The sequence below is a fragment of the Janthinobacterium sp. SUN211 genome (assembly GCF_030587315.1).
GTDB classification, from domain to species: domain Bacteria; phylum Pseudomonadota; class Gammaproteobacteria; order Burkholderiales; family Burkholderiaceae_D; genus Janthinobacterium; species Janthinobacterium kumbetense.
This window is the reverse complement of record NZ_JAPWIC010000009.1, coordinates 126,678-145,051: the sequence shown is the minus strand read 5'-3', so window position 1 is coordinate 145,051 and position 18,374 is coordinate 126,678. Positions and strand designations below refer to the sequence as shown.

14 protein-coding genes and 2 pseudogenes are annotated in these 18,374 nt (G+C 61.8%); 9 read left to right on the top strand and 7 right to left on the bottom strand.

Features of this window, described 5'->3' with window-relative positions:
* Window positions 1-64: 64 nt before the first annotated feature.
* Window positions 65-2,374 carry a UvrD-helicase domain-containing protein gene (locus O3301_RS24865; protein ID WP_099665494.1) on the top strand — a complete coding sequence of 770 codons (2,310 nt, stop codon included), beginning with the start codon at window positions 65-67 and terminating at the stop codon, window positions 2,372-2,374.
* Between the two features lie 65 nt (window positions 2,375-2,439).
* Here the strand turns inward: O3301_RS24865 and O3301_RS24860 are convergent, their stop codons facing one another.
* The 3 genes from O3301_RS24860 to O3301_RS24850 form a co-directional block, all read right to left on the bottom strand.
* On the bottom strand, window positions 2,440-3,231 hold the full coding sequence (locus tag O3301_RS24860; RefSeq protein WP_034784808.1) for a BPSS1780 family membrane protein: 792 nt from the start codon (window positions 3,229-3,231) through the stop codon (window positions 2,440-2,442).
* 2 nt (window positions 3,232-3,233) lie between these two features.
* A complete protein-coding gene (locus tag O3301_RS24855; RefSeq protein ID WP_305057779.1) occupies window positions 3,234-4,190 on the bottom strand; it encodes a homoserine kinase in 957 nt (318 codons plus the stop codon).
* 83 nt (window positions 4,191-4,273) lie between these two features.
* The gene (locus O3301_RS24850) at window positions 4,274-4,669 is read right to left on the bottom strand and encodes a hypothetical protein (protein ID WP_070278239.1); all 396 of its coding nucleotides are present in this window, start codon (window positions 4,667-4,669) and stop codon (window positions 4,274-4,276) included.
* 304 nt (window positions 4,670-4,973) lie between these two features.
* Here O3301_RS24850 and polA point away from each other — a divergent pair, with 304 nt between their 5' ends.
* Entirely contained in the window at window positions 4,974-7,733 is a 2,760-nt protein-coding gene (gene polA, locus O3301_RS24845) for a DNA polymerase I (protein ID WP_305057778.1), read from the top strand.
* 176 nt (window positions 7,734-7,909) lie between these two features.
* Window positions 7,910-8,794 (top strand): dienelactone hydrolase family protein, encoded by an 885-nt coding sequence (locus O3301_RS24840; protein WP_305057777.1) that lies wholly within the window; start codon window positions 7,910-7,912, stop codon window positions 8,792-8,794.
* Between the two features lie 134 nt (window positions 8,795-8,928).
* Here the strand turns inward: O3301_RS24840 and O3301_RS24835 are convergent, their stop codons facing one another.
* Complete coding sequence (locus tag O3301_RS24835; protein ID WP_175539385.1) at window positions 8,929-9,129, bottom strand: hypothetical protein; 201 nt, start codon at window positions 9,127-9,129, stop codon at window positions 8,929-8,931.
* On the opposite strand from O3301_RS24835, the gene O3301_RS24830 reads away from it, so the two are divergent.
* Together O3301_RS24830 and O3301_RS24825 are read left to right on the top strand one after the other, a co-directional pair.
* Entirely contained in the window at window positions 9,041-9,799 is a 759-nt protein-coding gene (locus O3301_RS24830) for a ZIP family metal transporter (RefSeq protein ID WP_099665490.1), read from the top strand. The two genes, O3301_RS24835 and O3301_RS24830, sit on opposite strands and share 89 nt — an antisense overlap.
* A gap of 276 nt (window positions 9,800-10,075) precedes the next feature.
* A complete protein-coding gene (locus tag O3301_RS24825; protein WP_305057776.1) occupies window positions 10,076-11,818 on the top strand; it encodes an ABC-F family ATP-binding cassette domain-containing protein in 1,743 nt (580 codons plus the stop codon).
* Between the two features lie 43 nt (window positions 11,819-11,861).
* On the opposite strand, the gene O3301_RS24820 is transcribed toward O3301_RS24825, so the two are convergent.
* Window positions 11,862-12,713 carry a sulfurtransferase gene (locus O3301_RS24820; protein ID WP_305057822.1) on the bottom strand — a complete coding sequence of 284 codons (852 nt, stop codon included), beginning with the start codon at window positions 12,711-12,713 and terminating at the stop codon, window positions 11,862-11,864.
* A gap of 472 nt (window positions 12,714-13,185) precedes the next feature.
* Here O3301_RS24820 and O3301_RS28635 point away from each other — a divergent pair.
* Window positions 13,186-13,305: pseudogene (locus O3301_RS28635) on the top strand (hypothetical protein); the annotation flags it as partial.
* On the opposite strand, the pseudogene O3301_RS28630 reads toward O3301_RS28635, so the two are convergent.
* Together O3301_RS28630 and O3301_RS24810 are read right to left on the bottom strand one after the other, a co-directional pair.
* Window positions 13,257-13,634 (bottom strand): annotated as a pseudogene (locus tag O3301_RS28630) (EamA family transporter); the annotation flags it as partial. The pseudogenes O3301_RS28635 and O3301_RS28630 sit on opposite strands and share 49 nt — an antisense overlap.
* Before the next feature lie 71 nt (window positions 13,635-13,705).
* The gene (locus O3301_RS24810; protein WP_092612841.1) at window positions 13,706-14,806 is read right to left on the bottom strand and encodes an aromatic ring-hydroxylating dioxygenase subunit alpha; all 1,101 of its coding nucleotides are present in this window, start codon (window positions 14,804-14,806) and stop codon (window positions 13,706-13,708) included.
* 405 nt (window positions 14,807-15,211) lie between these two features.
* Here O3301_RS24810 and O3301_RS24805 point away from each other — a divergent pair, with 405 nt between their 5' ends.
* The 3 genes from O3301_RS24805 to dxs are packed head-to-tail and all read left to right on the top strand — an operon-like array spanning window position 15,212 to window position 18,243.
* Entirely contained in the window at window positions 15,212-15,463 is a 252-nt protein-coding gene (locus tag O3301_RS24805) for an exodeoxyribonuclease VII small subunit (RefSeq protein ID WP_251351026.1), read from the top strand.
* Between the two features lie 8 nt (window positions 15,464-15,471).
* Complete coding sequence (locus O3301_RS24800; protein WP_289906811.1) at window positions 15,472-16,371, top strand: polyprenyl synthetase family protein; 900 nt, start codon at window positions 15,472-15,474, stop codon at window positions 16,369-16,371.
* Window positions 16,372-18,243 carry a 1-deoxy-D-xylulose-5-phosphate synthase gene (dxs, locus tag O3301_RS24795; RefSeq protein ID WP_289900412.1) on the top strand — a complete coding sequence of 624 codons (1,872 nt, stop codon included), beginning with the start codon at window positions 16,372-16,374 and terminating at the stop codon, window positions 18,241-18,243.
* Window positions 18,244-18,374: the final 131 nt, after the last annotated feature.

Here is an 18,374-nt window from a genome sequence, read left to right as displayed (position 1 = left end):
GCGAATCCGGCGCGACCGCTGGACAAATGCACAGTATTTTTAGCCATGCCGGTATAATCACGGCATGCAAAATCTTCTTCACAACCTCAATCCCGAACAATTGGCTGCCGTCACCTTGCCGGCGCAGCATGCGCTGATCCTGGCGGGCGCCGGTTCGGGCAAGACCCGCGTGCTGACCACCCGCATCGCGTGGCTGATCCAGACCCAGCAGGTATCGCCGCCCGGCATCCTGGCCGTGACGTTTACCAACAAAGCCGCCAAGGAAATGCTCACGCGCCTGTCGGCCATGCTGCCGATTAACACGCGCGGCATGTGGATCGGCACCTTCCACGGCCTGTGCAACCGCTTGCTGCGCACGCACTACCGCGACGCGGCCTTGCCGCAGACCTTCCAGATCCTCGATTCCCAGGATCAATTGTCCGTGATCAAGCGTTTGTTGAAGGCAAACAATATCGATGATGAAAAATTCCCGCCGAAGACGGTGATGTATTTCATCAACAACGCCAAGGACCAGGGCTTGCGCGCCACGGACGTGGAAGCGTATGACGCGCACGAGCGCAAGATGGTCGAGCTGTACCAGCTGTACGACGACCAGTGCCAGCGCGAAGGCGTCGTCGATTTTGCCGAATTGCTGCTGCGCACGTATGAATTGCTCAGCCGCAACCAGCCCTTGCGCGAGCACTACCAGGCGCGCTTCCGCCATATTTTGGTGGACGAGTTCCAGGATACGAACAACCTGCAATACAACTGGCTCAAATTGCTGGCCGGCCACGGCAGCCGCGATGGCGGCGCCCTGTTTGCCGTCGGCGACGATGACCAGAGCATCTATGCGTTCCGCGGCGCCAACGTGGGCAACATGAGTGCCTTCGAGCACGAGTTCCAGGTGAAGAACTTGATCAAGCTGGAGCAGAACTACCGCTCGCACGGCCACATTCTCGACAGCGCCAACGTATTGATCGCGAACAATAGCAAGCGCCTGGGCAAGAATCTGCGCACGGACGCGGGCCATGGCGAGCAGGTGCGCGTGTATGAAGCCAGTTCCGACTTGCAGGAAGCGCAATGGATCATCGAAGAGGCGAAAAGCCTGATCGCCGATGGCGCGTCGCGCAGTGAAATCGCCATCTTGTACCGCTCGAACGCGCAGTCGCGCGTGATCGAACACGCGCTGTTCTCGGCCGCGATTCCATATCACGTGTATGGCGGCCAGCGCTACTTCCAGCGCGCCGAGGTCAAGCACGCAATTGCCTATTTGCAATTGATGGACAATCCGCACAACGATTCGGCCTTCTTGCGCGTGGTCAATTTCCCCACGCGGGGCATCGGCATGCGCTCGATCGAGCAATTGCAGGCCGCGTCGGAACAGTACGGCATTTCGCTGTATGCGGCCGTGCCGTACGTGGCGGGCAAGGCGGGCAGCGTGCTGGCCGGCTTCGTCAAGCTGATCGAAGGCGTGCGTTTCGAAACGCAGCAATTGTCCTTGCCGGAAATGGTCAGAGTGGTGCTGGAAGCGAGTACCTTGCTGCAACATTATCAGAATGAAAAGGAAGGCGCCGACCGCATCGAGAACCTGGAGCAGATGGTCAGCGCGGCCAGCCAGTTCATTTCCGAAGAAGGTTTTGGCCAGGGCGCACCGGCGCATTTGGGGCCAGCGGCCCAGGCGCAGTCGGGCGCGCCCGTCGTGAACCAGGATGGCATCGAAATCCTGGACGCCGATGCGCCGCTGCCGGCCGTGATGTCGCCGCTCTCCGCCTTCCTGTCGCACGCGTCGCTGGAAGCGGGCGACAACCAGGCGCAGGCGGGCCAGGATGCGCTGCAGATGATGACGGTGCACTCGGCCAAGGGCCTGGAATTCGACAACGTGTTCATTACCGGCCTGGAAGAGGGCCTGTTCCCGCACGAAAGCAGCTCGAAGGAAGACAACGGCGTGGAAGAGGAACGCCGGCTCATGTACGTGGCCATCACGCGCGCGCGCAAGCGCTTATATATGAGCTTTTCGCAGACGCGCATGCTGCACGGCCAGACGCGCTACAACATGAAGTCGCGCTTCTTCGACGAATTGCCGGAAGAATCGCTGAAATGGCTGTCGCCGAAGGTGCAGGCGAACTGGTTCGGCAACCGCAAGTCGGCCTGGGACGAGGCGCCGAAGCTGGCCAGCCTGGGTTCGGACAATGCGATTGCGCAAAAGATCGCGCAAAAAGCCACGGGCGGCGGCTGGCGCATCGGCGAATCCGTGGCGCACGCCAAGTTCGGCGAGGGCGTGATCGTCAATATCGAAGGCGGCGGCGGCAATGCGCGCGCGCAAATCAACTTCGGCCAGCACGGCATGAAGGTGCTCGACCTGGGCATCGCCAAATTGGAACGCCTGGGCCGCTAGTTTGCTGAGTAGCAATAAAAAAGGGCAGCCTGCGCAGGCTGCCCTTTTTTCATGCGGCGTGAAAATCAGTCGTTGGGCTTGTCCAGCGACACCGTCTTGCTTTCATCGACGGGCAAGCCGAAGATCTGGCGGTAGGCGGCGTAGAACGAGCAATGCATGATGATGGTCAAGATCATCGACAGCGGCATCATCAGTTGCATCATCAGCGGCGTGCGGCCAAAGATGACGGCCAGCAACTGGCTGGTGACGACGCTGATGGCGAACCAGGTGGCGGCGAAGACGATGAAGGCCGACAGCGAGCGCCAGACGGCGAAAAAGCTGAAGAACAGCGCCTTGCCCAGCCCGGTTTGTTTCCAGTAGATCAGCGGTGCGGCAAAGCAGAAGGCCATGGCGGCCGGCACGTACAGCACGATGGCCAGCAGGATGCCGAGGCCTAGGCGCGATTCGGGGATGGCGGTGCGCGCCGCTTCTTCCGTCAATTGCCCCGTGACCAGTTGCCACAGCAAGCCGTCGTCCACCAAAGTCGAGGCGCCGATGGCCACGATGGCCATCAGGATGTACAGCACGCCCAGGCCGAACAGGGAAGGAAAGGCCGGCTTGCGGAAGCCCGAGATCAACAGGCTGGGCAAGACGCGCTTGCCCTGGTCGATGTTCAGGCAGCCTTGCACGAAGGCGACGGAAAAGACGGGGACGAGGATGACGGGCAGCATCTGGCCGAGCACGGGCACGATGCTGACGGCCAGCATGCAGAACATATAGCCGAGAAACAGCATCGACATGCCGCCAGGTTGCTTGCGAAACAGGGCGAAGCCTTGTTTCACCCATTGCCAACCTGTACTTGCAGGTAATTTTTCCATGTTTAAAACAGTTCCGGAGCAGGTGTGGCGATACGTTCGCGCAGAATGCGTTCGAAATGCGTGGGATCGTGCGGGGTCAGCATTTCCGCTTCGCGCGGCTGGTAATAATCGTACAGGCGCGACAGCCAGAAGCGCAGCGCGGCGGCGCGCAGCATCGGTTGCCATGCCGTCTGTTCTTCATGCGTAAACGGACGCACGGCCTGGTAGGCGTCGAGCAGGGCGCGCACTCTTGCCTTGTCGAGCACGCCCGTGGCCAGGTCCACGCACCAGTCGTTGACGGTGACGGCCACGTCGAACAGCCAGGTGTCGCAGCCGGCAAAGTAAAAGTCGAAAAAGCCCGTCAGTTGTTCGCCGTCAAACATGACGTTGTTGCGGAACAAGTCGGCATGCACGGGACCGCGCGGGATGGCTTTATAGGTATCGCAGGCAGCAAAGGCGTCCTGGAAGTGGATTTCCGCGCGCAGCAAATGGGCTTTGGCATCGTCGAGGTGGTGCAGGACGAGCGGCGTGGTGGTGTTCCACCAGTCCAGGCCCCGCAGATTCGGCTGTTGCAGGGGGAAATCCTGCGCCGCCAGGTGCATCTTCGCCAGCATGGCGCCCACGGCCGCGCAATGCACGGCTTGCGGCGCCATCTGCGAGCTGCCGTCGAGTTTGCTGACGATGGCGGCCGGCTTGCCTTGCAAGGCCGTCACCAGTTCGCCGTCCGCATTGGCGATCGGCGCCGGCACCAGTACGCCCCGGTCCGCCAAATGGCGCATCAGTTGCAGATAGAACGGCAATTGCTCGAAGCTGAGGTTTTCAAAGATCGTCAGCACATACTCGCCGCACTCCGTGCTCAGGAAGAAATTGCTGTTTTCAATGCCGGACGCGATGCCCTTGAGCGCCAGAGGTTTGCCGAGTGGAAATTGCGTGATCCACTGGCCGATATCGTCCAGGTGTAGCGCGGTAAAAACTGCCATGGGAAAGAGAGGAATGGTCTAAAAGGTCAAAAAAAGCCGGCTGCCCCGCAGGTGGCCGGGGCAGGGCAGAAGAGAGTGGCTGCTTACTTCGCTGGTGCGGGCGGCGCTGGCGCGTCCGCGGCCTCTTCGTCGCGTTGTTTCTGTTTCTTCTTGCCCAGATCAAATTCCAGTACTTTCCATTGCGGGCCGCGCAGGGCGCCGCTGTGGGCCTGGTCGCCGCCGGCGGCCGGCTTCATGTAATAGGTGCTGCCGCCGCTCGTCACTTTCACTTCGGACGTCACGCCCGCTTCGCGTTTTTCGGTAATCTGCTGCTTGGCCGCGGCCGGCGCCACGGTGATGGGCGCTTCGCCCATTTCCTCGATGCGTTCCAGTTGTGGCGGCGCGTCGCTCGGTTTGGCCGGCGTCTGGGCGCTGGCGATGGCCGAACATGCCAGCAGGGGCAGGGCGAGGAATGTCCAGAGTGTCGATGTACGCATCATGATGGGTTCGCTTCCATGTGAGGGACTGCAGCGCGTGCAGTAGTGTAATGCCGTCAATTTATCTATAAGGCATTGTAACAAACTGGTAGGCAATGCTGTTTAATACGGCTGATTAATGTGCCGAAATGGCCGGCAGTGGCGGCCCGCGCGCCCGCACGGGGCCGCCAGGGTGGCAAAAACGCCGGAAGCGGCAGGCGTTGCGGCCGGTGGCGCGGCCCTAAACTCTGCGATAATTGGGCGATATTCCGCCCGCCTGCCGCTGTTTCTTCCCGGCTGGCGCGGCTCACCTTATTTTATTGGCATTATGCAAAACACCCTGCTGTTAGTCGACGGTTCCAGTTACCTCTATCGTGCCTTCCATGCGCTGCCCGACCTGCGCAGCCCGGACGGCTATCCCACGGGCGCCATGCACGGCATGGTCAACATGCTGCGCCGCCTGCGCGCCGACTACCCGGCCGCCTATATCGCCTGCGTTTTCGATGCCAAAGGCAAAACTTTCCGCGATGACATGTATCCGGAATACAAGGCCACGCGCGCCTCGATGCCGGACGACCTGCGCCTGCAGATCGAACCGATCCACGAAGCCGTGCGCGCCATGGGTTGGCCTATCCTGATGGTCGACGGCGTGGAAGCGGACGACGTGATCGGCACCCTGGCCGTGCAGGCGGCCGCCGCCGGCATGGATGTGGTGGTGTCGACGGGCGACAAGGACCTGGCGCAGCTGGTCAACAGCCAGGTGACCCTGATCAATACCATGAGCAATGAAAAGCTCGATGAAGCGGCCGTGCTGGTCAAGTTCGGCGTGCCGCCGAACCGCATCATCGATTATCTGTCGCTGATCGGCGATACGGTCGACAACGTGCCGGGCGTCTCGAAGTGCGGCCCGAAGACGGCCGTCAAATGGCTGACCTTGTACGACAGCCTGGAAGGCGTGATGGAAAACGCGGCCAAGGTGGGCGGCGCCGTGGGTGAAAACCTGCGCACGGCCCTGCCATGGCTGCCGCAGGCGCGCGCCTTGATCACCGTCAAGACCGATTGCGACTTGTCCGAACACATGACGACCATCGCCGACTCGCTGGTGGCGAAACACGAAGACAAGGAAGCGCTGCTGGCCTTCTTCCAGCGCTACGGCTTCAAGGCCCTGCTGCGCGAACTGGGCGCCACGCCGCCGCCGATGTCGCCCGTTGGCGCACCGGCACCTGGCGGCGCTGCCGCCAACACGACGGGCGACATGTTTGCCGATGCCGCTCCGGCCGTGGACGCCGTGTATGAAACCGTGCTGACGGACGAGCAGCTGGACAAATGGATCGCCCTGATCGATGCGGCGGCTTTGACGGCCGTCGATACGGAAACCACGTCGCTGGAACCGATGACGGCGCAAATGGTCGGCATTTCCCTCTCCGTGGCAGAGCACGCCGCCTGCTATATCCCGCTGGCCCACGATTACGCGGGCGCGCCGGAACAGTTGACGCGCGAACACGTGCTGGCGAAACTGCGTCCATGGTTGGAAGATGCGAACAAGCCCAAGCTGGGCCAGAACCTCAAGTATGACAGCCACATCTTCGCCAACCACGGCGTGACGTTGCGCGGCATCGCCCACGATACCTTGCTCGAATCGTATGTGTTCGAATCGCACAAGAAGCACGACATGGACAGCCTGGCCCTGCGCCACCTGAATTACACGACCATCCCGTTCGAGGACGTGTGCGGCAAGGGCGCCAAGCAGATTACGTTCAACCAGGTGGAAGTGGAGCAGGCGGCGAAATACGCGGCCGAGGATGCGGACGTCACCTTGCGCTTGCACAATGCCATGTGGGGCAATGTGGCAAATGATGAGAAGCTGACCTTCATCTATGAAAAGATCGAGATGCCGACGGCCGTGGTCTTGCAAAAGATCGAGCGCAACGGCGTGCTGATCGACGATGAATTGCTCAACATCCAGTCGGCCGAGCTGGCCGTCAAGATTCTGGAACTGGAAAAGAAGGCGTATGAGCTGGCCGAACAGCCATTCAACCTGGGCTCGCCCAAGCAGATCGGCGAAATTTTCTTTGAGAAATTGAAACTGCCGGTGGTCAAGAAGACGCCAACGGGCGCGCCGTCGACGGATGAGGAAGTGCTGCAAAAGCTGGCCGAGGATTATCCGCTGCCCAAAGTGCTGCTCGAATACCGGGGCATGGCCAAGCTGAAGTCGACCTACACGGATAAATTGCCGAAGATGATCAACGTCACCACGGGGCGCGTGCACACGAACTATGCGCAAGCCGTGGCCGTGACGGGCCGCCTGGCGTCGAATGACCCGAACTTGCAGAATATTCCCATCCGCAGCGCGGAAGGGCGCCGCATCCGCGAAGCCTTCATTGCGCCGCCGGGCAGCCACATCGTCTCGGCCGACTATTCGCAGATCGAATTGCGCATCATGGCGCATATCTCGGGCGATGAAGCCATGCTGCGCGCGTTTGCCGACGGCATCGACATTCACCGCGCCACGGCCGCCGAAATCTTTGGCGTGCCGGCCGCGGAAGTGCAGAGCGAACAGCGCCGCTACGCCAAGGTCATCAACTTTGGTTTGATCTACGGCATGAGCGCATTCGGCCTGGCCGGTAACCTGGGCGTGGACCGCACGGCCGCGCAAAGCTATATCGACCGCTACTTTGCCCGTTTTTCCGGCGTGAAACAGTACATGGAAGACACGCGCCAGCAAGCGAAGGCGCGCGGCTACGTGGAAACCGTGTTCGGCCGCCGTTTGTGGTTGCCGGAAATCAATTCGCCGAATGGCCCGCGCCGTCAGGGCGCGGAGCGGGCGGCGATCAACGCGCCCATGCAGGGCACGGCCGCCGACCTGATCAAGCTGGCCATGATCGCCGTGCAAGGCTGGCTGGAAGCGGACAACTTGCAGACGAAGATGATCATGCAGGTGCACGATGAACTGGTGCTGGAAGTGCCGGACGCCGAGCTGGAACTGGTCAAGCGCAAGCTGCCGGAACTGATGGCGGGCGTGGCCGCGCTGAAAGTGCCGCTGACGGCCGAGGTGGGCGTAGGACGCAATTGGGACGAAGCGCACTAGGACACCAGACCAAATCTACTGCGCGGCGCGATTTCCGGCCTGCGATGCTCACTGCCTCGGCGGCCCCGTGCCTGGCACAGTTGCGCTTCTCGGCCAGAACTCGGGGCCGCTCGCTACGATTTTGTCTGGGTCCAGAGATTTGACTTCACTTAATGCAACATTTTCAGGAGAAACGCATGAGCGACATGATCACCGATTGTGAAAGTTTGCTGGGCCAGAGCAGCTTGTCCGGGCCGGACGGCCGGCGTGGTTTCCTGAAGGTGGCGCTGGGCACGGGCTTTGCCGTGGCCGTGCTGCCCGTGGCGGCGCAAAACGTCGTCAAGACGGATTCCGCCGGACTCGTCACGGGAAGCATGTCGGTGATGGTCGATGGCCAGGCCGTGCCCGTGTATGCGGCCCAGCCGGAAGGCAAGACGGGTTTGCCCGTGGTATTGGTCATTTCGGAAATCTTTGGCGTGCATGAACATATCGCCGACATGGCGCGCCGCTTCGCCAAGCAGGGCTATCTGGCGCTGGCTCCCGACCTGTTCGTGCGCCAGGGCGATGCCACCAAGGTGGCCAGCATTGCCGATTTAATGAAGGGCATCATCGCCAAGACGCCGGACGCGCAAGTGATGGCGGACCTCGATGCGGTTGTTGCATGGGCGAAACAGAATGGCGGCGACACGAGCCGTTTGGGCATCACGGGTTTTTGCTGGGGCGGGCGTATCACGTGGCTGTACGCGGCGCACAATCCGGCCATCAAGGCGGGCGTGGCCTGGTATGGCCGCCTCGTCGGCGAACCGACTGCCTTGCAGCCGAGCAACCCCATCGATATCGCCGCCAGCCTGAAAGTCCCCGTGCTGGGCTTGTATGGCGGCAAGGATACGGGCATCAGCCAGGAGTCGATCGCGAAGATGAAGGATGCGCTGGCCAAGGGCGGCAACCAATCCGAGTTTGTCGTGTATCCCGATGCGGGCCACGCCTTCAATGCCGATTACCGCCCCAGCTATGTGGCGACCGATGCAAAAGACGGTTATGCGCGTTGCCTGGCCTGGTTCAAAAAGCACGGTGTGGCGTGATGCCGCAACAGAAAAATACCGCATTTCCCAGAAATTGACGCGCAAGCCGCACCGGGCTGTAAAATGCCCGGTGCGCGCCAATGCAGTACAATTGCATCTTCATCGCGCGACGCTGCCGCCAGACGCGCAAAAAATTAAACAATAGATAACAACGCATTCATCAGGCCAGACGCCAGCATCGCGGGCGCCAGTGACCCGGCGCCATTTTGAGGTAAGAAAATCATCGATCCCGTCCTTATATCCATTTTGCTCGCGACCACGATCGCGGGCGTGTTCAGCATTACCGCGGCGGCGATCTTTTCGTTTGCATTCCTTTCCAAAGTGGTCGAGCGCATGGTCAGCTTGTCCGTCGGCATCATGTTGTCGACGTCCCTGCTGCACGCCTTGCCCGAAGCGTTCGAATCGCAGGCGGACCCGCGCAGCCTGTTCGCCACCCTGCTGGCGGGCTTGCTGGCCTTTTTCATGCTGGAAAAATTCGCGATTTTGCGCCATTCGCACCACCACGAAGGCGACGGTCACCACCACGCGCACGGCCACGACAAGCACGAAGCGGGCAAGTCCGGCTGGATGATTTTGGTGGGCGACGGCATGCACAACTTTACGGACGGCATTTTGATCGCCGCCGCCTTCCTGGCCGACCCGAAGCTGGGCCTGGTGACGGGCCTGGCCATCATCGCGCATGAAATCCCGCAGGAAATCGGCGACTTCATCGTGCTGCTCAACGCGGGTTTCTCGCGCCTGCGCGCCTACATCTTCAATCTGCTGTGCAGCCTGATGGCGGTGGCGGGCGGCTTGCTCGGCTATTTCACCCTGGACCGCGCCAGCAACCTGATTCCTTACGTGCTCGTGTTTGCCTCGTCCGGCTTCATCTACATCGCCTTGAGCGACCTGATGCCGCAGATGCAGCGCCGCGCCACCTTGCGCGAAACCATCCCGCAAGTGCTGCTGATCGCGCTGGGCGTGTGCATCGTGCTGTTCCTGACGCATAAGCGCCACGGCGGTTGATGTCCGGCACTGCCGGCGCAGTGCTACCTATGCTATATTGCCTTTCTGACTAACTTGCACAGAAAGGAGGAAAATATCATGGAAGAAAACTTGTTGCTCGCCGTATGGCGCGCACGCTCTTTAAGCGCATTTGCCAGCTCTTGCCCACGTTCTATCGCGCTGCGATAACCTGGCCAGAGCAAAGTCACCCTCCTATACGAGTCCTTTCCTGGTACTCCGTTGTCGTTAGCGCTCCTGTTAACGCGGATGCTTGCATCCCGAACAAAGACAAGAGCCATGACTACCCTGATCTCGACACAAGCTTTACAACTGGATACCCACGACGGTTTCCTCTTCAATGAACTCGCCTTTACCTTGCGCCAGGGCGACCGCATCGGCCTGATCGGCCACAATGGCTGCGGCAAATCCACCTTGCTGGGCTTGCTCAGCGGCACGCGTGCAGCCACGTCCGGCACCATCCATTATTCCCGTGCCTGCCGCTTGCAGCACGTGGAGCAGCACTTGCCGCCGGAACTTGCCAGCCTGAGCCTGTACGACGCCTTGCTGGCACCCGTGCTGGAGCAGCCGGAACTGCATTGGCGGGTCGACAGCCTGCTGGCCGAACTGGGCTTTGATGTTGATACGGCGCAAGTGCCCGTGCATTCTCTGTCCGGCGGCCAGCACACGCGACTGCTGCTGGGGCGTGCCCTGCTGCAAGAGCCGAACGTGCTGCTGCTCGATGAGCCGAGCAATCACCTGGACTTGCCGTCGCTGCTGTGGCTGGAGCAATTCCTGCTGGCCTGGCGCGGCGCCTTCATCCTCGTCTCGCACGACCAGCGATTGCTCGACAACGTGGCCACGCGCAGCTGGATCTTGCGCGATAGCCGTCTCTACGATTTCGACTTGCCGTGCGGCCCCGCGCTGGCGGCGCTGGCCGAGGCCGATATTGCCGCCGCCGCCCGCCATGCGGCCGAACAGAAGGAAATCGACCGCCTGTCGGCCAGCAGCGCCCGCCTGGCCCTGTGGGGCCGCACCTATGACAATGAAGACCTGGCGCGCAAGGCCAAGACCATGCAGCGGCGCATCGACAAGTTGAAAGATGAGCAATCGTTCGTCAGCGATGGCGCGCCGTGGCGCTTGAGTCTGCGCGGCAAGGTGCTGGCGGCCGACCAGCTGCTGGCGCTGGACGGACTGGACGTGCGTGCCGTGCCCGCGTCTCCCGTGCTGTTCCACGTCGGCCAGCTGTGGCTGAAACCGGGTGACCGCATCGCCTTGCTGGGCGCCAACGGCAGCGGCAAGTCGTCGCTGCTGCGCCTGTGCTGGCAAGCGATCCAGGCGCAGCAAGAGCGGACGGACTTGCGCTACCACAAGGCGGCAAACATCGGCTATTACGACCAGTCGCTCAAGCAACTGGCCGATACGGCCGACCTGTCCGACGCCCTGTACCCGTTCGCCGTGCAAAACGAGGCTGCGCGCAGCCAGGTGGCGCGCAAGCAGGCGTTGATAACGGCCGGTTTTCCGTATGCGCGCCATGGCCAGACGGTGGCCACCCTGAGTGGCGGCGAGCGGGCGCGGCTGCTGTTCCTGGGCCTCTCCTTGGCCAGTTATCATTTATTGCTGCTGGACGAGCCCAGCAACCACTTGGACATGCAGGGCAAGGCGGAGCTGGGGCTGGCGCTGCAGGGCTTCGAAGGGGGTTGCCTGCTGGTGTCGCACGACCGCGACCTGATCGAGACGGCCTGCAACCGCTACTGGGTGGTGGCCGACGGCGGGCTGGAAGAGTGGCCCGATGCGGCCAGCGCGTATGCACGGCTGAGTCTTGAGGATGGGCAAGCGCCGGCAGCCGCGCCGCGCGTGCAAACGGCTGCGCTTGCGCCAGCGCAAACCGACATCGACGTCCAGTTGGAACGCTTGTGCGAACTGGAGCAATTGCTGGCGCAAGACCTGGCGAGAAAACCGCGCCACCAGAAGCCGGCCAGCCAGCAGGCGTGGCAGGTGGAACTGGAGCAGTTGAATCAAGCGCTGGGGATAACATCGTAGTTACCCACAGTGCATAAAAAAGCGGACCGAGGTCCGCTTTTTTTTAGTTACCCGTCGCCACGGGCCGCGCCGGATCCGCGCACCATTCGCTCCACGAGCCCGGATACAGGGCCGCGCCAGGCAAGCCGGCCACTTCCAGGGCCAGCAAGTTGTGGCAAGCCGTCACGCCGGAGCCGCATTGCAGGATGGCCGCTTGCGGTGCATCAAACAATGCGCTGAAATCGCGCCGCAGTTCCTCGGCACTTTTAAAGCGGCCATCCGCTTGTAAATTATCCTTGAAGAAACGGTTTTTCGCGCCGGGGATGTGGCCGCCCACGGGGTCGATGGTTTCATTCTCGCCCCGGTAGCGGTCGGGGGCGCGCGCGTCGATGACCGTCAAGGCCCGGGTTTCCAGGTTGGCGATGACGTCTTGCACGGTGACCGTGCGCGTCAGGCTGGCTTTTTCCGTGAGCTTGCCGGCAGGACGGGGCGCCACGGGCGTGACCAGCGGCAAGCCTTGTGCCTGCCAGGCGGCCAGGCCGCCGTCGAGCACGGCCACGGCTGGATGGCCGACCCAGCGCAGCAGCCACCACAAACGGGCGGCGAACATGCCGCCTTGCCCGTCATAGGCGACCACTTGCGTGTCGTCATTGATGCCCCAGCCGCGCAGGGTGGCCAGCAGGGCGTTGCGGTCGGGCAAGGGATGCCGGCCCGTGAAGGCGGGGCCGCGCGCCGTCTTGGGGCCGGACAGGGCCGTGTCGATATCGGCGAACTGGGCGTTCTGGATGTGGCCGGCGGCAAACGCGTCGCTGCCGGCCGTCGGGTTGAGCAAGTCGTGGCGGCAATCGAGGATGACCCAGTTGCTGTCATTCACGTGGCTGGACAAATCATTGCTGTTGATCAAGGTCGTATACAAGGTCATGACTCCTTACACTTCGCTGGCGATGGGATCCGTGCGCGCGATCGCGGCGCCACGGGCCGTGTTGCGGGTATTGTAATAGGTTGCCGCGATGCCGGAAGCGAGAATGATGCCGATGCCGGCCCAGCCATGCCAGTCGAACAGGTCGCCAAAGATCACCACGCCCCAGAAGCTGGAAAAGACGATGCCTGTATATTGCAGATTGGCCACCACGAGGGTCTTGCCCAGGCGGTAGGCGCGCGTCATGGCCATCTGCGCCATGGTGGCGCACAGGCCGATGGCGGCCAGCAAGCCGATGCCGTAGCCGCTCGTGTGCGCATGCCAGACGACGGGGCCGCCGCCGACGCTGGCCACGTGGCCGATCACGCCGGCGAGGAAATTGACGACCGAGAAATAGAATACGACCCGGTATTCGGGTTCACCCAGCAAGCCCAGCTTGCGCACTTGCAGGTAGGCGAGGGCTGACAACATGCCGGAAATCAAGGCCGTGATGGCGCCAGCCGCCTGGTCCGTTTCGAACACGGGTTGCAGCAGCAGGGTCACGCCGACAAAGCTCATGGCGATCGCCGCCACCAGCGGCCACTCGACCTGCTGCGTCGCCTTCCACCAGCCGCCCGCCAGCAAAATCACGGCGATCCAGATGGGCGCCATGTAATTGAGCGTCATGGCCGTGGCCAGCGGCAGGATGGCGATCGCATAAAACCACAGCCACAGGGCGATCACGCCCACCACGCCGCGCCACAGATGCTGGCCCGGCATCGTGGTTTTAAAGCTTCCGCCCTGGTACAAAATCGTGCAGCTCATGACGGCCATGCCGATGATGCCGCGGTACATGACGATTTCAGACGTCGAATACATGTCCGACGCCAATTTGACGCACACGCCCATGATGGCAAACATGAAACTTGCAAACAGCATCCAAAGAGATTGCATCTGATTCCTGAAAAACGCGGGGATAAAAAAAGCCGCACGAGGCGGCCCTTGAGGGATTACAGTTCGATATTGTTGCGGTACCACTCGTGGAAATGCTGCATGCCATCTTCCATCGGCGACTGGTAAGGGCCTACTTCGCTCACGCCGCGCGCCATCAGGGCCTTGCGGCCCGCATCCATGCGTTGGGCGATTTCATCGTCCTCGACGCAGGTTTCCATGTAGGCAGCCCGTTCCGCTTCGACGAAGTCGCGCTCGAACAACACAATTTCTTCTGGGTAATAGAACTCCACCACGTTGCGCGTCTTTTGCGGGCCGTCGGGCCACAGGGTCGAGACGACCAGCACGTGCGGATACCATTCGACCATGATGTTCGGATACAGGGTCAGCCAGATGGCGCCGTACGGCGGCGCTTCGCCGCCGCGGAATTGCAGCACCTGCTCTTGCCATTTCTTGTAGGCAGGCGAACCGGCTTGCTGCAAGCCGCGGTGCACGCCCACCGTCTGCACGCTGTAATCCTTGCCGAATTCCCAGCGCAGGTCGTCGCAGCTGACGAAGCTGCCCAGGCCCGGGTGGAACGGTTCGACGTGATAGTCTTCCAGATAGACTTCGATGAAAGTCTTCCAGTTGTAGTCGCACTCGTGGATTTCCACGTGGTCGAACATGTAGCCGGAAAAATCGAGGTCTTTCGAGACGGACAAATCTTTCAATTTTTCCATCACGTTGTAGCCGTTTTGCTCGAACAGCAAGCCATTCCAGCTTTGCAGCGGCGTTTTCGACAGGTTCAGGCACGGCGTCTCGGGGAAATGCGGCGCACCGATCAGTTCACCCTTGAGGTCGTAGGTCCAGCGGTGCAGCGGGCAGACGATATGGTTCGCATTGCCGCGGCCATTGAACATCAGCGCCTGCCGGTGGCGGCACACGTTGGACAGCACTTCGATGCCATTGGCGTTGCGCACGAGCATGCGCCCTTCGTTCTCAGACGCCAGGGTCGCAAAATCGCCGGTTTCCGGCACCATCAGCTCGTGCCCGACATAGCGCGGGCCGGCTTGGAACAATTGCTGCATTTCACGCTGCAACAGCGTTTCGTCAAAATAGACGTGGACCGGAAGTTGCGCGTTTGAGCGCGCCAGCTTGGCGTGAGTAGCCAGATCGGACATCCCAACCCCCCATAAATGTACAACGGTCAGCAGTGCCCCAGGCCATTCCCTGGGCAACCGCTACAGAGAGAAAGAATCCGCAAAGACCTGAATTCAAATTTGTTGAAACGGTATTTCGGACAGAACCGGCGATTATAGCGCGGATCGGCCTCGGCATTATCAAAACCCCCCGGCAAATAGGCTTTTAATGAGAAACATTGTCATTTGGCGCGCAATTTCCGGCGCAGAGGGGCGATTCGGCTAAAATCTACTGACAAGCTGGCAACGCTATTGACTTTGAGCGCGTCGATTGCGCTTTAGTTTTCACTTAATAGTGTGGTTTGTTCTAAAATAACGCTTCTATGCTGGCCGGGAATCCCCGGCGTCTCCCTACAAGCCCCTCGTGCCACGAAGAGATCTGAGTCTATGTCGAAGAAATTAACTGCCGCTGCCGCAGTGCCGGCCTCGTTTGAAGAGGCAATGGCGGAACTGGCGCAGCTGGTAACGCAAATGGAAGCGGGCCAGTTGCCGCTGGAAGCATCGGTCGCGGCGTATCAGCGCGGCTCGGAACTGGTCAAGTATTGCGCGACCCAGCTCGACAGTGTCGAAGCGCAGGTGAAAGTACTCGAAGGCGACATGTTGAAACCGTTCACGGATGCCGGCGAGGCCGCCCAATGATGGCCAGCATGCAACAAGACGGCGTGACCTTCGGCGACTGGATGCAAAGCACCCAGTCCGGCGTGGAAGGCCGGCTCGACCAGTTCCTGCCGGCGGCGGACGCGGTGCCGCACAAGCTGCACGCTGCCATGCGCTATGCGCTCTTGGGCGGCGGCAAGCGCGTGCGCCCGCTGCTGGTGATGGCGGCTGGCGAATTGTTTGATGCCGATCAAGATACCCTCGCGCGCGCTGCTTGCGCGCTGGAAATGATTCACGTGTATTCGCTCGTGCATGACGACATGCCCTGCATGGATGACGATGCCTTGCGCCGTGGCAAGCCCACCGTGCACATCGCCTACGACGAGGCGACGGCCCTGCTGGTCGGTGACGCGCTGCAATCGCAGGCGTTCATGCTGCTGGCCGACGGCGCGGCGATTCCTCCCGCGCGGCAAATGGCCATGATCAAGCTGCTGGCGCACGCCTCCGGTTCGGCCGGCATGTGCGGCGGCCAGGCGATCGACCTCGACAGCGTCGGCCTGGCCTTGACCTTGCCGCAGCTGGAACAGATGCATCAACTCAAAACGGGCGCCTTGCTGCGCGCGGCCGTGATTCTCGGCGCGCTGGCCGGCAAGGACTTGACGGCGGACGACATGACGGCGCTGAACGCGTATGCGCGCGCCGTGGGCCTGGCGTTCCAGGTGGTCGACGACGTGCTCGACGCGACGGCCGATTCGGCCACCCTGGGCAAGACGGCAGGCAAGGATGCGGCCGCCAACAAGCCCACCTACGTATCGATACTGGGGCTGGAACCATCGAAAGCCCTGGCAGAACAATTGCGGTGCGACGCCCATGCGGCGCTGGCGCCATTCGGGGACAAGGCACGCCGTTTGCGCGAGCTGGCGGACCTGGTCGTGCAGCGGAAGGCATAAATGAAACTGTTAGAAACCATCAATGAACCAGCGCAAGTGCGCAAGCTGGCCCGCTCGCAACTGGTGCCGCTGGCCCAGGAATTGCGCAGCTTCCTGCTCGATTCCGTTTCCAAGACGGGCGGCCACCTGTCGTCCAACCTGGGCACGGTCGAGCTGACCGTCGCGCTGCATTACGTCTTCAACACGCCGCACGACCGCATCGTCTGGGACGTGGGCCACCAGACCTATTCGCACAAGATCCTCACGGGCCGCCGCGAGCGCATGCACACCCTGCGCCAGAAAGACGGCATTTCCGGCTTCCCGAAGCGCGACGAAAGCGAATACGACACCTTCGGCACGGCGCATTCGTCGACGTCCATTTCCGCCGCGCTGGGCATGGCGCAAGCTGCCAAGATCAAGGGCGACCCGCTGCACGCGATCGCCGTGATCGGCGACGGCTCGATGACGGCCGGCATGGCTTTCGAGGCGATGAACAATGCGGGCGTGCAGGAAGATGTCAATCTGCTGGTGATCCTGAACGACAACGACATGTCGATCTCGCCGCCCGTGGGCGCGCTGAACCGCCACCTGGCGCGATTGATGTCGGGCCAGTTCTATGCGGCCGCGAAAAACGTCGGCAAGTCCGTCTTGCCCGGCCCCGTGCTGGAACTGGCGAAGCGCTTTGAAGAGCATGCCAAGGGCATGGTCGTGCCCGCCACCATGTTCGAGGAATTCGGTTTCAATTACATCGGCCCCATCGATGGCCACGACCTCGATTCGCTGATCCCAACCTTGCAAAATATCAAGCAATTGAAGGGTCCGCAATTCCTGCACGTGGTGACCAAGAAGGGGCAGGGCTACAAGCTGGCCGAAGCGGAACCGATTCTGTACCACGGCACGGGCAAGTTCAACCCGGCCGAAGGCATCAAGCCGGCAACGGCGCCCGCCAAGATGACGTACACGGAAGTGTTCGGCAACTGGCTGTGCGACATGGCCGCGCACGACAAGCGCCTGGTGGGCATCACGCCGGCCATGCGCGAAGGCTCGGGGATGGTCAAGTTCGAACAGAAGTTTCCGACCCGCTACTTTGACGTCGGCATTGCCGAGCAGCATTCCGTGACGTTCGGCGCGGGCCTGGCTTGCGAAGGCTTGAAACCCGTCGTGGCCATCTATTCGACCTTCCTGCAGCGCGCCTACGACCAGCTGATCCACGATGTGGCCCTGCAAAACCTGGACGTGACGTTCGCGCTGGACCGCGCCGGCCTGGTGGGTGCCGACGGCGCCACGCACGCGGGCAACTACGACATGGCGTTCCTGCGCTGCATCCCGAACATGGTCATCATGGCCGCGTCGGATGAAAACGAATGCCGGCAAATGCTGACCACGGGCTACCACTACCCAGGTCCGGCCGCGATCCGCTATCCGCGCGGCGCCGGCGCGGGCGTGGCCATCGTGCCGGAACTGACCAGCATCGAGATCGGCAAGGGCGAGATCAAGCGCCAGGGCCAGCGCATCGCCATCCTGGCCTTCGGCTCGATGGTGGCGACTAGCGTGGCGGCAGGCGAGAAGCTCGACGCGACGGTGGCCAACATGCGCTTCGTCAAGCCGCTCGACGTGGCACTGGTGAAACAGCTGGCTGCCGAGCACGATTACCTGGTGACGGTGGAAGAGGGCTGCATCATGGGCGGCGCCGGCTCGGCCGTGGCCGAGGCCCTGGCGGCGGAGGGCATCGTCAAGCCTATCCTGATGCTGGGCTTGCCCGACACCTTCATCGACCATGGCGACCCCGTGCAGCTGCTGAAAAGCGTCGGCCTGGACGCCAGCGGCATCGCCGCCTCGATCGAACAGCGCTTTGGCGGCACGCAGCCGCCGCGCCTGGCAGCCGTCAGCTAAGCTGGCGTGCATACGGAAAAGCGACACCGCGGTGTCGCTTTTTTTTCGCCTTCGGGGATTTTACGTTGCACTGCAACATTTTTCGCTCGAGAATGCTACGATGACGCTTTGATACCCTTTCAAAGTCCAAC